Genomic DNA, 13,389 nt, shown 5'->3' on the forward strand with positions numbered 1-13,389 from the left:
CATAGAACACTTGTCCAAAGGTGTGACCATCGGGCGCCTGCAATGCTATCTCGTGCGCGAGATCTACCTCGTTCTCACCAGTCTCAATAATCTCCACAAGACCACTTATTAACACGCTTCAGCAACGCCCCGAGCGCCTCCATGCGTCCCCGCCCCTGGCGCAATTACTGAACCGGCTAGTACGGCAGCCTCAGTTCGTGATCTGACGTGTGCTGTCGTGGTGTCTGGACAAGATGGCCGGGCATGTAAGGCGGCCGCTGCGTGATCCTTCGGTGTGTGCCCGATGGTTGCGCTTACAGGGGCTTTTTACCTAGTTTGCCACTGATCGGATGATGGAAGCTCTACTGCAGAGGTCTGATTCACTGTTGGTCGCCCGGGAGGCTGTGGGCAGCGATCGGGTTGGCTGGTGCGATCAGGGAGTCGACCAGAACATGGCCGTCGACTGGTCCGCGGATCGATGGCCATGGATAGCCTTCCCGGCTTTCTCGCTCTATTTCATGTGCCTGCACATTGGTCTGCATGAGGCTTGCCGAGATTCTGAACTGGCACGGTGACAGGAACGGCGGGGGTGTAAGCGATGGGTGCGGAGAGCAATGCGCCGGGGCCAGCGCGCACAGCAGTGCTTGTCGGAATCGCAACGGCGGTGGTGGATGCTCCACTAGGCGTGCTGACCAACGTCGCCGGCAATCTGGTCGACCCTTGGTGGAATCGGCATTCCTGGCTTGTCTGGCTTCTGCTGGGGTCGTTGTGGTTGATCGCGGTGGTGGTGGCGGCCGTGCAGGTGGGTCAACCCCAAGTCTTGACGGGACGCGGTCGGTTGCTGTTGGTCGCTTTGATCATCCCTGTGGCTGTGTTGGCGCTGATTGTGTTCAATCTACCGGCCAAGCTCATCAGCAACGGCTCGACAACACCCGGAAATGTCCCCCCTACTTGCCGACCGAGTGTCGCCTCCGGCTACGCTCCCTCACAAGGCCCTGCGCCTACTGGCCGTCCGATGCCCTCCCCGACACAAGGCGCGGCAAGCGCGCCTGGCGCCCGAATGTCGGTGGCTGTGGCCGCGAACTGCGACGCGTACGCCTTCACGCTCTCCTCGGCTGGCACGATCGTCTACGCACAGCAGACCTCGGTCTTCAGCAGCGGCTGGACCGCCTTCACTGCAGTGCCTGGCTCTCCATCCGACATCGACAGCGCCCCGGCCGCCGTGGCAGACGCGGATGGACACCTGGAAGTACTGGCACGGGACAGCACAGGGCAGGTCGTGGACGGCTGGCAGGACAAGACGTCAGGCGGCTGGCTTTGGGACAACGCAGTCACCGGCGGCCCACTGCCTGGCACGCCCGTCGGCGACCCGGGCGTCACACTGGCCCCCGGCGGCGAGGTTGCGATGGTAGTACGGCTATCCAACGGGAACGTGATCGCTACCGAGCAACAAGACCCGAACGGCACCAAGGGCTGGACCAACTGGACGAATCTGCACGGCGACATCGCTGGCAACCCGGTGCCGTTTACCGACTCCGACGGCCGCCTAGACGTGTTCGCCATCACCAGTTCCGGCACTCTAGCCATCGATCAGCTGCCCGGCGGCGGCGAATGGCTGGGCTGGTCCACGGTTCACGGCAGTTCCGGTCAGCTGGTTGCGGACCCGGCGCCAGTGAACAACCTCAACGACTCGACCGAGGTCTTCGTCACCACATCATCCGGCAGCGCCGATCACGTTTGGCGCACCGGGGCGGACACATGGAGCTGGGGTGTACCGGTTGGCAACGGTGGGCCGACCACGCTCGGAGCAACAATTTCGGGGTCGATGACGGCGATCGAGTGGCCTGACGGGCACGTGGAGGTGTTCGCACGGTTAAGCGATGGAACTCTCGCGCATGCCTGGCAGCTGTCGCCCAACGGCGCGGCCGGCTGGTCGGCCTGGGGCCGGCTGCCCGGCTCACCAGCCGCTGCACCACACGCCTTCACCAGTGCAGGCAACACGGTAGAGCTCATCTATCTCAGCCATTCCGCACAGGCGGCGTTCAACTTCTGGGAATCCAGTTCGACCCAATGGAGTCAGGACAACCTGATTGGCGGCGGGATCTGAACCAACCCGACAGCCGCGCGCACCTGCTCATTCTCCGGGTCCACCCCGGTATTGCTCATCCGGTGTGCCATGCTCGGCAGCCCACGACTAATCTGTGCCGCCAAACCGGCCGAAGAGTGCCGACATGAGCACACGTCAGATCACGAACCGAGGCTGCCGTACTAGGTGCCAAGGCTGCGCTCGCGGCACTCTGAGACAGCACTGTGAGACACGGCATACAGGAACACACGGCAGCGCGCAGGAACAGGTGAGAACACGCAGAACGGCACCAGGGGCACGTCGAGCCGGGCGTCGAGCTCGTACACCACGCTGCCATTGACCGAGAAGCGAACAGGCGACCGTGGATCACCACGGGCCGACCTGGACGCTCAGCGTCTCGGGCAGGGTCACCGCGCCACCGACCCGGTTTCCGCTGCTGTCGCCGGGATGACCTTCGCGCCGCCGCCTTCGTCGCCGAACTCCATGGAGCGGCTGAAGTCCCCGACGGCGGAGCCGCCCGGCGAGCCAGAAGTCCGCTACGCAGCAGCCTGATAACGACGACATTGGGTCCTTCGACAAGGGGACGCTCGGGCGATCAGGCTCCTGGCACGAGCCGGAGCAGGTTCCACGACACGGGGGCAAGCCGCGCGGTGACGCGGCCGTTGGCGAGCTCGGCACCGGAGACCACTCGCGGCGTGACGCGCTGCGGGTCGTCGGCGGTGTTCGTGGCCTGAAGCTCGCCCGGGTCGCCGCCGCCGAGGCACAGCTGCTCGGCGACGCGCAGTTCGCCGAAGCCGCGCACATCCAGCGCAAGGCGCGCGGCACGGTCCGGGTGCCGGTTGACCGCGAACACCGCGATCGCGCCGGACGCCTCGTCGTACGTGGCCACGACGTCGGCCAGCGGGACGTCGCCGTGCTCGGCAGTGTCGTGGCGCTCGACGGCCGGCTCGACCCGCAGCACCTCGCCGCGGGCGTGCGCGGCGGTCAGGGCGAAGGGGTGGAAGATGGTCTGCGCCCACGCGGGGCGGTCCGGTTCGGTGCGGATCGGCCCGATCACGTTGACCAGCTGCGCCAGGCAGGCGATCGCGATCCGGTCGGCGTGCCGCAGCAGCGTCATCATCAGGTTGCCGAAGACGACCGCGTCCTCGGTCGTGTACGTGTCCTCGATCAGGCGCGGGGCCTGCGCCCAGGAGAGGTTCGTCTGGCCGGCGAACCGGCTCTCCTGCCACAGGTTCCACTCGTCGAAGGACAGCTTGAGCCGCTTGCGGGACTTCTTCTTCGCCGCGACGTGGTCGGCGGTGGCCACGACGCCCTCGATGAAGCGGTCCATGCCGACGGCCGCGGCCAGGAAGCTGGCCCGGTCCTCGCCGTGCTGCTCGTAGTAAGCGTGCAGCGAGAGGTAGTCGACGTGGTCGAAGGCGTGCTCCAGGACCGTCGCTTCCCAGGACCCGAAGGTGGGCATGTTCACATTCGAGCTTCCGCACACCACCAGCTCGATGTCCGGGTCGACCTGTCGCATCGCCTTTGCGGTCTCGGCGGCGCGACGTCCGTAGTCCTCGGCGGTGGTGTGGCCGATCTGCCACGGCCCGTCCATCTCGTTGCCGAGGCACCACAGCCGCACCCCGTGCGGCTGCTCGGCGCCGTGCGAGCGGCGCAGGTCCGACAGGTGCGTGCCGCCGGAGTGGTTGGCGTACTCCAGCAGGTCGCACGCCTCCTGGATCCCGCGCGTGCCCAGGTTCACCGCGAGCATCGGCTCGACTCCGGCGCGCTTGGTCCAGGCCATGAACTCGTTGAGCCCGAACGCGTTGGTCTCCACCGAACGCCAGGCCAGATCCAGCCGCCGCGGCCGGTCCGCGACCGGGCCGACCCCGTCCTCCCAGCGGTAGCCGGAGACGAAGTTGCCGCCGGGGTAACGCACGACGCTGACGCCGAGGTCGCGCACCAGCTTCAGCACGTCCAGCCGGAATCCGTCCGCGTCGGCGTCGTCGTGGCCTGGTTCGTAGATGCCGCCGTAGACGCAGCGGCCCATGTGCTCGACGAAGGAGCCGAACAGGCGGGGGTCGATCGGGGCGATGCGGAACGCCGGGTCGAGAGTGGCACGAACGGTCAGCACGGTGGATTCCTTCGGTGTCGCGCGGAAGAGATGGTGCGGGTGGTACGAGTGGTGCACTCGGTGTCGGTGGTCGTGGTCGCTGGTCTTGCGCCGCTGGTCGCTACTTGATGCCGGTGGTCGCGATGCCCTCGGTGAAGAACCGCTGGGCCAGCAGGAACGCGATCGCCAACGGGGCCAGCGAGATCGACGCACCGGCCATCAGGGCGGCGTGGTCGATGCCGGACTGGCTGGAGAACAGGGTGAGGGCGGCCGGCAGGGTCCGCATGTCGTCGGAGCTGGTGATCACCAGCGGCCATAGGAAGTCGTTCCACAGCGCCATGAACTGGATCACGAACAGCGTCGCCAGCGCCGGCCCGGACAGCGGCAGGATGATCTGCCGGTAGATGCGGAACGGCCCGGCGCCGTCGATGCGGGCCGCCTCGTCCAGCTCGCGCGGGATGGTCCGGAAGAACTGGCGCAGCATGAAGATGCCGAGGGCGCTGACCGACCTGGGGATGATCAGCCCCTTGAAGGTGTCGAGCCAGCCCAGGTGGAACACGGTGAGGAACAGCGGGATCAGCACGATCTGGAACGGCACCATCAGCGTGGTCAGCACCAGCAGGAACACCGCGTTCCTGCCGCGGAAGCTCAACCGGGCCAACGCGAACGCGCACAGCGAGTCGACGGTCAGCAGCAACAGCGTTGTGCCCCCGGCGAAGACGAAGCTGTTCACCGCGAGCCGGACGAACGGCAGCTGCGTGAGCACAGCGCGGAATCCGTCGAGGGTCCACACATGCGGCGCGATGCGCGACGGGTCTGCGTAGAGGTCGGCCGGAGTGCGGAACGCGACGCCGAGCATCCAGAGGAACGGCACGATCGTCGCCAGCGCCGCGAGCACGAGCACCGCCCACGCCGCCACGCGGCCCGCCTTGCCTAAGCCGGTCATCACCGGCCTTACCCATTTCGGCGGCGCAGGCACGGTTTCGGGCGCACGCACCGAGTCGGTCATCACAGTGCTAGTCGTCACTGCCGTCACCCCCGATCCTCAGTTGCAGTACGGAGACCGCCAAGATCAGCAGGAACAGCACCCACGCGATGGCACTCGCGTAGCCGAGCCGGAACTCCAGGAATCCCCGCTGGTACAGGTACATGACGATCGATTCGGTGTGGTGCAGCGGACCGCCGGCGGTCATCACGTAGGAGATGTCGAACAGCTGGAGCCCGTTGACGGTCCCGATCACGGTGGTGAACAGCAGGGCCGGGCGGATGGCGGGCACCGTGACGTACCGGAAGCGCTGCCAGGCGTTCGCGCCGTCCAGGCGTGCGGCCTCCTGAAGCGTCGCGGGCACGCCTTGCAGCGCGGCGACGAGCACGATCATCGAGAAGCCGAAGTTCTTCCAGATCCCCACGGCGACCAGGGACGGGAACGCGAGGGCGGTGTTCTGGAGCCAGTCCTGCGGGCTGACGCCGATCTTGGACAGCCAGCCGTCGACCAGTCCCACCTGCGGGTCCAGCAGGAACTTCCAGACGATGCCGGTGACGGCCAGCGACGCGATCGCCGGGAAGTAGAACGCCGAGCGCAGCAGCATGGTGTACCAGGTCGTGCGGCGCAGCCAGGTCGCGATCGCCAGGCCGATGCCCACCTGTCCGATCACCACAAACACCGTATAGCCGACGGTCACCCGCAGCGCGTTCCAGAAGCGGTCGTCGTGCCACAGTTCGGTGTAGTTGGCGAAGCCGACCCACTGGTGCGTGGTGTCGAGGATGTTCCAGTCGTGCAGGCTCATCCAGCCGGACTGGATGATCGGCTCGATGATGAAGACCGCGGCGAGCAGCACCGCCGGGGCGATGAACAGATAGGCGGAATTGAGCCGAAGGATCCGCCGCCGGGGCGGCGGTTTCGGACGCCGGGGCACCGCGCCGTCCCGGGCGTCGCTCGAAAGGGCCATCGGATCCTCCTGCATGTAGGTAGTCGCGCCACACGGGCTGCCTGCGGGGCCGAAGCCCGGTCCCGACCAGCCGTCCCCTGTTGGAAGGCCGGGACCGGGCGGTTCACGGGACCGCTGGTTCGCGGCCCGTCTACTGCTTGCAGCCGGTGATGCCGTCGATCGCCTTCGCGGCGTCGTTCGCCGACGACTGTACGTTGGCGCCTCGGGTGATCTTGCCGATCAGCTGGGTGTAGACGTCGCTGTCGATCTGGCTGGACTGCGCGATGCCCGACAGGTACAGTCGCGCGTACGGCAGCGCCTGGGCGAAGACCGCGACACTCGGATCGGCGACGGTCACGTCGGTGCGCGAGGGCGGGAAGCCGGACGCCTTGGAGAACGCGGCCTGCGCGTCCTTCGACGTCCAGTAGTTGATGAACTCCAACGCCTGCGCCTGGTGCTTGCCGCCCTTGGCGACCATGAGCGGCACCGTCGAGGCGAGCGTGACCGGCCCGGCCGGGCCCACCGGGACCGGGGCGATGCCCAGGTCGATCCCCGCCTTGCGGAAGCCGTCGGCCGCCCACGGGCCGTTGAGCTCCATCGCCGCCTTCTTCGACGCGAACAGGGTGTCCGCGTCGGCGCCGGTCTGGCCGACCGGGCTCACGTGGTCGTTCGCGACCAGGCCGGCCCAGGTCTTCAGCGCGCCGACGCTCGCGGCGGAGTCGATGGTCGCGCAACCGTCCGAGCCGACGATGTCGCCGCTGTTCATCCATTGAAGGATCGGCCACATCTGGATCGTCGAGTGGTCGGCCAGCGAGATGCCGAACTGCGTCGGGTCGGCGCCGCCGAGGGTGAGCTTCTTCGCGTCGGCGACGAAGTCGTCCTGGGTCTTGGGCGCCTGCGTGATGCCCGCGGCTGTGAACATCGTCTTGTTGTAGTACAGAACCAGGGTGGCCAGGTTCGCCGGAGCCGCGTACAGCGAGCCGTCGACCGTGAACGCCTTGGTGACCGCGGGCGGGAACGCGGAGGCGTCGATCTTGCCGTCCAGCGGCAGCGCCGAGCCGGCCTTGACGTAGGTCTGCACCACGCCCGGGTCGAAGTTCGGCGTGGCCAGGTCGGGGCCCTGCCCGGTGGCCCAAGCGACCGGGAGCTTCTGGCCGATGGTGTCCCAGGGCTGGACGTCCATCGAGACCTGGACGTCCTTGTGCGAAGCGTTGAACTGCGCTATCAGCGCCTCGTAGGCGGGCCGGTCGGGGCCGGTGAACCCGGTCCACAGCGTCAGGTGCACCGGGCCGCCGCCCGAGCCCGAGGACCCGGAGCCGCCGCATCCGGCCAGGGCGAGGGCGAGCCCGGCGGCCAGCGCCACGGCGCCGAGCCTATCGGCCTTTGCGTATGTTTTCATGAGCGCCTTCCGTAAGGAGTCTGAGGGTGGCGTCCGCCGGAGACGTCTCGCGCTCGTCAGCGCGTTACATCGTTGTGAAGTGTCTTTGTACATCGTTGGAAACAACGTTGTAAAGGGGCTATGCTCGGTTCCTCAACTGACCTGTCGGAAAAGGGGGGCGGCACCTGTGGCCGCAACGCTGAAGGACGTCGCCGAACTGGCCGGCGTGTCGATCAAGACGGTCTCGAACGTGGTCAACGGCTACGAGTTCGTCCGCGCCGAGACCCGCGAGCGAGTACAGGTCGCCATCGCCACGACCGGCTACCGCCCCAACCTCGGCGCCCGCAACCTGCGCAAGGGCCGCACCGGCTTCATAGCGCTGGCCGTCCCGGAGCTGGACAACCCGTACTTCGCCGAGCTCGCCAGCCTGGTGATCACCGCCGCCGACCGGCACGACTGGACCGTGCTCATCGAGCAGACCCACGGCATCCGCGACCGCGAGTTGGCCGTGGTCACCTCGGCCCGCAGCCAGCGGATCGACGCGGCGATCCTCAGCCCGCTCGCCGTCGGCCCCGACGACCTGCGCCGCGCCGCCCGCGACACTCCCCTGGTCCTGCTCGGCGAGAGACCGGCCGCCGGACGGGCAGGCCGTCCGGCCATCGACCACGTGGCGGTCGACAACGTGGCCGCCGCGCGCACCGCAGTCGAGCACCTGATCAGCCTAGGCAGAAGACGTATCGCCGCGATCGGCGACCAGCCCGGCCAAGACGCCGGCACCGCATCGCTCCGAATGACCGGCTACCGCGAGGCCATGCGCAAAGCCAGCCTCCCCGTCGACCCCGCGCTGGTGGTCCAGGCCGCCGACTACAGCCGCGCCGAAGGCGCCGCCGCGATGAACCAGCTTCTCAACCTGCACGAGCCACCCGACGCGGTGTTCTGCTTCAACGACCTACTCGCCATGGGCGCCCTGCGCACCGCCGGCGTCCGCGGCCTGGAAGTCCCGCGCGAACTGGCAGTGATCGGCTTCGACGACATCCGGGAGGGCGCCTACGGCGTCCCCGCCCTGACCACGATCGCCCCGGACAAGAAGGCGATAGCGGATACCGCCGTCGACCTGGCGTTCGGCGCCCAGGCCCGCGCGGGCAAGCCCATGGCGCAGGACATCACCGCACCGTTCGAACTGCGAGTACGCGAGACCGCGTGACCAGGTGACGACGTGACGACGTGACGACGTTCCATAAACCACGTGCCGAACGTGCGCCGAAGCCGGAACTTCTGTCTCAACCTGCGGCGCGTGGCGGCTCGGGATCGGGTGCGGGAATCGGGTGGGGGCCTGGTTCGGTGTAGATCGGGCCGGGCGGCGGCAGTGATGCCGCACCGACCGCACCGGTCACCGCAATGCCCCACAGGCTGTATGAGTACCGGCCGGGATGCTGGCTCGGCCGGTACAACGGATCACCGACGTAGCGGCCGGAGACCATGTCCCACAGCTTTATCCAGCCATTTCGAGCCGCGATCGCCAGAAGCCGGCCATCAGCGCTGAACGCGACGGCGCGGACCGTCGTACCGCCCTCCGGCGGGCCGGGGATCGCGGCGCCGGTGGCGGTGTCCCACAGGCCGACGCGCCAGTCAGCGCTTCCCGAGGCCAGTACGCTCCCGTCCGGGCTGAACGCCAGCGCCCACACCACGTCCTCGTGACTGGCCGTCAGGCGCCAGACCGGGCGGCGGGCAGCGACCTCGCCCAGCAGGACTCGTCCGTCGTAACCGGCCGTGGCCAAGAGTCGTCCGTCCCCGCTGAGCGCCACGCCGAGCACGGAGCCGCGGTGTGCCGCCAGCGGACGGCCCATCCGGCGCCGCGTCGGCAGGCGCCACAACCTGACCCTTCCATCGGCCGCTCCGGAAGCCAGCAGCCGACCGTCGGCGCTGACGGCCACGGCGCGGACTTTTGCCCGGTGCCGCAGCGGTGTGCCGATCGGCCGGCCGGTTGCCGGGTCCCAAAGCCGCAGGGTGCCGTCCTGGGAACCGGAGGCCAGCGCCCTGCCGTCCGGACTGAACGCCACAGCCTCGACCGCGTCGCGGTGCCCGGTCAACGCAACGCCGACCGAGCACGCGGCGACCGGGTCCCACAGGCGCACGGTGCCGTCGTTCCCACCGGAGGCCAGCAGCCGTCCGTCCGCGGTGAACGCGACCGCCAGGACCGGGCCATCGTGCCCGGTCAACGGCTCACCGACCGGGCGCCCGGAGAGCGGATTCCACAGATCCACGCAGCCGTCCGAGCTCGCGGCCGCGACCAGGAACGACCGATCAACCGGCTGCGCAGCAGGTGACGGCATCGCGATCCCCTTCACGCGGCCAGGGCCAAGACTCGCGTTCTGGGCTGACGATTCCCGGTGAGCGCCCTCTCAAGCATCTACCATGCCCCGGCTCCGGTCGGCGAGTCGCGGCGCGGCCTTGACTTCATGCTCTTACAAGTACATTCAGTGAAGGCAGGTGATGTTTCGAGGAGTGAAGTACGTACATGCTGAGTCGCCTGCGCGCGTCACGCCGCATCCGGGCGTCACGGTACAGGTACGAGAACCAGCCCACTCTCGTTCTTCGATTCGACTTCGACACGTACTACCTCGACCTTTCGGGACTGGGCCTGACTTCGGTCCCGAGCTCGATCGGTCGGCTCGGGCACCTCTACCCGGGCGCTGAGGATTCCCGTCACGGGCCGAACGTGAACCAGTGCACGTTGACGAAGTCCGCGGGCTGGCCGCTGGCGAACGTCAGGTAGACGGTGTGCACGCCGGTGACGCGGCTGATGTTGGCGGGAATCGTGACCCAGGTCTGCCAGCCTCCGGTGTTGCCCACGGCGAAGCTGCCGACCGGCGCGGCGGTGGGCGAGTCCAGGGCCACCTGCACCAGGCCGCTGATTCCGGCGGCCGCGCCCGAGGCGACGCGCGCCACGAACTGGGTCGCGCCGCCGCTGCCGAAGTCGACACCCGAGTAGCCGAGCCAGCAGCCGTTGTGGATGTAGCCCACATCGAGGCCACCGCCGGTATCGGTGGTCGTCTCGGTCTGCGTACCGTTGTGGCTGCTGTAGGAGGAGGCAGCGATGGTCGAGTAGGCGCTCACGGTCGACGGTGGTGGGGGCGTCGAGCCGCCGTGCACGGGGCTGAGCGTGACGGTCAGCACGCCGGGATTCCCGTCGGCGACGAAGCCCGACTGGTCGGTGCCGCCGCTCGGCGTGACGTCGTCGTAGGGGAACGCGTAGCCGCGTCCATCCTGGCTGGTCGCGTGGATGATGCGGGCGTAATGGTTCGTCGGCGAGACCGCGTAGTAGTTCGCCGGGTTCTCGCCGTCGGGCTGGTTCGGGTCGGACAGCAGGGTACTGCGATTGAGCGCGGCGCTGATCCGGGCGGTCAGCGCGCCCATCTCGGCGCCGGACACGTTGAAGGGCCCCGAGTTGCAGCTGAAGATGTCGGCGCTGGACGGCTGGGCGAACGAGCCGACACCCGGGAAGGTGAGCAGCCCGCCGCTGACCGTTCCCTGCACCGAGCCCCAGGACGCCTGCGTGTCCACCGTCAGGGGCGTGGTCGAGTACTTCTGCCACACCTGGCTGAGGTATCCGTTGAAATAGCCTGAGAACAACGACGGGGTACGCACGATCCCGTTCGTCGGGCTCAGCGCCCGCAGATACTGCCCGCCCGAGCTGACGACGAGTTGGTTCCAGCCCTGGCCGTCCGCGGTGCTCTGCGCGTTGAGCGCGGCGCAGACGGTGTCCAGCGCGCCCGCCGGCAGTCCCCTGACCGTCTGGGTCGCGCCCGAACCGGTCACCAGGCTCAGCGCGACGGGGATGGAGAAGAAGTCGACGGCGCTGATGTTCGCGTAGAGCTGCGAGTTGTCGTAGGTGAACTCACAGAAGTCCCAGAGCACGTTGATGCTCGGGTCGGACGGGTTCGTCACCGACGGCTCGACGAGACCCGGACCCGGGTTGAGCAGAAACGTGAGCGGGGCGCCGATCGAGAACCAGATCCGCCCTCCCGCCACGTGCGGAATGGTGATCCGGCGCGCACCCGCGCCCGACGCGTTCAGCGCGATCGAGCAGTTGGCGGCAAGCGGAGTGCCGGTGGACGAGGGCGATGACGGATAGTAAGGAGTCTGACCGTCGGCCTGGAGCAGGAAGAGGGCATTGCCGTTGTCGATGGCCTGCCCGGTGACGTAGGCGTACACGGTGTTCGAGCCGGTGTTGTTCTGTAGATCGACGCTCAGGGTCGCCGCCGTGGCGGACGCACGGCCGCCGGTCGTGATCACCGCGCCGATGGCGCTGGGGACGGCGAGCGTCGCCGCACCGGCGCCCAGGAACTTTCTACGCGAGAGCATGTCCACGCCTTCCTTCGATACGTGGGTAGTCCCGGGAGCGCCGATCACCGGAAACGTTTACGGTAGTATCGATGGAGTATGAAGGTGAGCGACCATGTCGTCAATAGTCAGTAGTTGGGCAGTTACGTGCGTTATTGGTGTACTAACGACCAGGTGATCGCCGGAGTGATGATCAGGCAGAGCATGTCACCGGGGCTGGCTTCGCCGTACGTGACAGTCTCATAGGACGTGTTGGGTGGTAAGGCAGTCTCGTCGAACAGTCCCTTATCGCAGCCTGTAGTCATGGAAGCCAGGGCGGTCGTGAACGCATAGACCTGTGCGGTGTGCGGCCGAGTGCACGGGATCGAAGTCAACGATGTCGTGTTCGAAGCCGCCGGGTCCTGGAGACAGTCGCCGACTTTCAACAGGGCGAGTGCGGGGGTTCTGGGCGTGACAGTGTTCCCGCTCGACGAGAGGTTTTCGAAAGCCAGCAGCAGCATCGTGGCTGCGGCGAGCATGGCGAGCACGTAACGGGCCAACACTGTTTTGCGGAGCCTGACCGTGGCGGTCCGTCGGAAATGGTCCAGCCCGAGCAGCAACTGCCCCCCGGTGCCCATCACCGCGCCGATGACCAGGAGGAACGGATAGCCTGTCGCCGCGCCCGCGACGAAGCAGACGAACCCGATGCCCGACACCATCAGCCAAAACCTCGCCCGCGGCCCACCGCGCCAGGCTGCGCGCAGAACCCCGCCGCGTCGCTCCTGCACGATCAACGCGATGGGGAAGAACACACCGAAGAACACCGCGCTGAAGGCGTTCGGCTGCCACGCGCGGGCGAAGAGGTGCGCGTGTGGCAACGCCAGCCCGTGACGAGCCGCCTGCACGATCCCCACCACCAGCAGGATCGGGCCCGCAACCGCGAAGATCACGCTGGCGATCAGTGTGTTGACGGCCCTGGCCCGCCTCCCCCGCTCTGGCCAGCCGGTGGCCGCTTCGGCCTGTCGCAACGCCTGAAGCCGCCGCACGGCGTTGGGCAGCGAGAGGATTACGAAAATGCTGAAGAACAGCCCGAGCGCGACCAGCGTCAAAGCGTCGGGCTGCGTTGTCCCGTCCGCGACGGACATCCCCCACACCTCCCCCATCACAGTGCGCTGTCAAGTATAAGCGCCTGTAGGCGTCACCGCATGAAAATGGGCGGCCCGCAATCACGATGGAGCGAACCTTTGCGCCGGGAGAGTGCCAGTGGGAGGGGTGTCAGTCTGCGGATACCTCAGTGCGCGGACACCTCGGCCATCGACCTGGGGAAGTGAGCCGGAGAGAAGCTCATCGCGCCGGCCGGGACCATCCACGGCAGGATCTTGATGCGGTAACGCCCCGCGCGTACCGCCGGATCAGCTTCCTTCAGTTCACGCGCTCGCTCCGGATCGGCGCGCAGCAGAAACAGCCCGCGCAACGGCTCGTCCGCCGCGCCGAGCAGTGGGCCGGCCGCTACGAGGTGGCCGTCGGCATGCAACTGCGCGAGGTAGGCCATGTGCGCATCCTGGAGCGCCGCTTCGGCCTCGTCGCCGAGCACGGGCGCGTC

The 13,389-nt window shown here is 67.8% G+C and carries 10 protein-coding genes; 2 read left to right on the plus strand and 8 right to left on the minus strand.

The window, feature by feature from the left end; genetic code table 11:
* The first annotated feature begins 664 nt into the window (after positions 1-664).
* Positions 665-2,086 carry a hypothetical protein gene (locus tag VGS97_RS02455; RefSeq protein WP_326851506.1) on the plus strand — a complete coding sequence of 474 codons (1,422 nt, stop codon included), beginning with the start codon at positions 665-667 and terminating at the stop codon, positions 2,084-2,086.
* Positions 2,087-2,660: 574 nt separating this feature from the next.
* Here VGS97_RS02455 and VGS97_RS02460 read toward each other — a convergent pair.
* The 4 genes from VGS97_RS02460 to VGS97_RS02475 all read right to left on the minus strand — a co-directional run bounded on the left by VGS97_RS02460 (position 2,661) and on the right by VGS97_RS02475 (position 7,484).
* Positions 2,661-4,178: an alpha-N-arabinofuranosidase gene (locus VGS97_RS02460; protein WP_326851507.1), complete on the minus strand. Its 1,518-nt coding sequence runs from the start codon at positions 4,176-4,178 to the stop codon at positions 2,661-2,663.
* A 100-nt stretch (positions 4,179-4,278) separates the two neighbouring features.
* On the minus strand, positions 4,279-5,184 hold the full coding sequence (locus tag VGS97_RS02465) for a carbohydrate ABC transporter permease (protein ID WP_326851508.1): 906 nt from the start codon (positions 5,182-5,184) through the stop codon (positions 4,279-4,281).
* Entirely contained in the window at positions 5,174-6,106 is a 933-nt protein-coding gene (locus VGS97_RS02470) for a sugar ABC transporter permease (protein ID WP_326851509.1), read from the minus strand. The genes VGS97_RS02465 and VGS97_RS02470 overlap by 11 nt, the downstream gene beginning before the upstream one ends.
* Positions 6,107-6,236: 130 nt before the next feature.
* Positions 6,237-7,484, minus strand: coding sequence for an ABC transporter substrate-binding protein (locus VGS97_RS02475; protein WP_326851510.1), 1,248 nt, complete (start codon positions 7,482-7,484; stop codon positions 6,237-6,239).
* A gap of 166 nt (positions 7,485-7,650) precedes the next feature.
* Here VGS97_RS02475 and VGS97_RS02480 point away from each other — a divergent pair, with 166 nt between their 5' ends.
* Positions 7,651-8,667, plus strand: coding sequence for a LacI family DNA-binding transcriptional regulator (locus VGS97_RS02480; protein ID WP_326851511.1), 1,017 nt, complete (start codon positions 7,651-7,653; stop codon positions 8,665-8,667).
* A gap of 76 nt (positions 8,668-8,743) precedes the next feature.
* On the opposite strand, the gene VGS97_RS02485 is transcribed toward VGS97_RS02480, so the two are convergent.
* The 4 genes from VGS97_RS02485 to VGS97_RS02500 all read right to left on the minus strand — a co-directional run.
* Positions 8,744-9,796, minus strand: coding sequence for a WD40 repeat domain-containing protein (locus VGS97_RS02485; RefSeq protein WP_326851512.1), 1,053 nt, complete (start codon positions 9,794-9,796; stop codon positions 8,744-8,746).
* Between the two features lie 373 nt (positions 9,797-10,169).
* Positions 10,170-11,828, minus strand: a complete 1,659-nt coding sequence (locus VGS97_RS02490; protein WP_326851513.1) for a beta-1,3-glucanase family protein — start codon at positions 11,826-11,828, stop codon at positions 10,170-10,172.
* Positions 11,829-11,959: 131 nt separating this feature from the next.
* Positions 11,960-12,931 (minus strand): hypothetical protein, encoded by a 972-nt coding sequence (locus VGS97_RS02495; protein ID WP_326851514.1) that lies wholly within the window; start codon positions 12,929-12,931, stop codon positions 11,960-11,962.
* Between the two features lie 146 nt (positions 12,932-13,077).
* Positions 13,078-13,389: YciI family protein (locus tag VGS97_RS02500; protein WP_326851515.1), on the minus strand; the 312-nt coding region annotated here is incomplete at its 5' end.

Source organism: Actinocrinis sp. (assembly GCF_035946395.1).
Classification (GTDB): Bacteria; Actinomycetota; Actinomycetes; order Streptomycetales; family Catenulisporaceae; genus Actinocrinis.

Coding starts and splice junctions, on each gene's coding strand:
- VGS97_RS02475 (WP_326851510.1), bottom strand. CDS start 7,484: ATGAAAACATACGCAAAGGCCGATAGGCTCGGCGCCGTGGCGCTGGCC.
- VGS97_RS02485 (WP_326851512.1), bottom strand. CDS start 9,796: ATGCCGTCACCTGCTGCGCAGCCGGTTGATCGGTCGTTCCTGGTCGCG.
- VGS97_RS02470 (WP_326851509.1), bottom strand. CDS start 6,106: ATGGCCCTTTCGAGCGACGCCCGGGACGGCGCGGTGCCCCGGCGTCCG.
- VGS97_RS02495 (WP_326851514.1), bottom strand. CDS start 12,931: ATGTCCGTCGCGGACGGGACAACGCAGCCCGACGCTTTGACGCTGGTC.
- VGS97_RS02490 (WP_326851513.1), bottom strand. CDS start 11,828: ATGCTCTCGCGTAGAAAGTTCCTGGGCGCCGGTGCGGCGACGCTCGCC.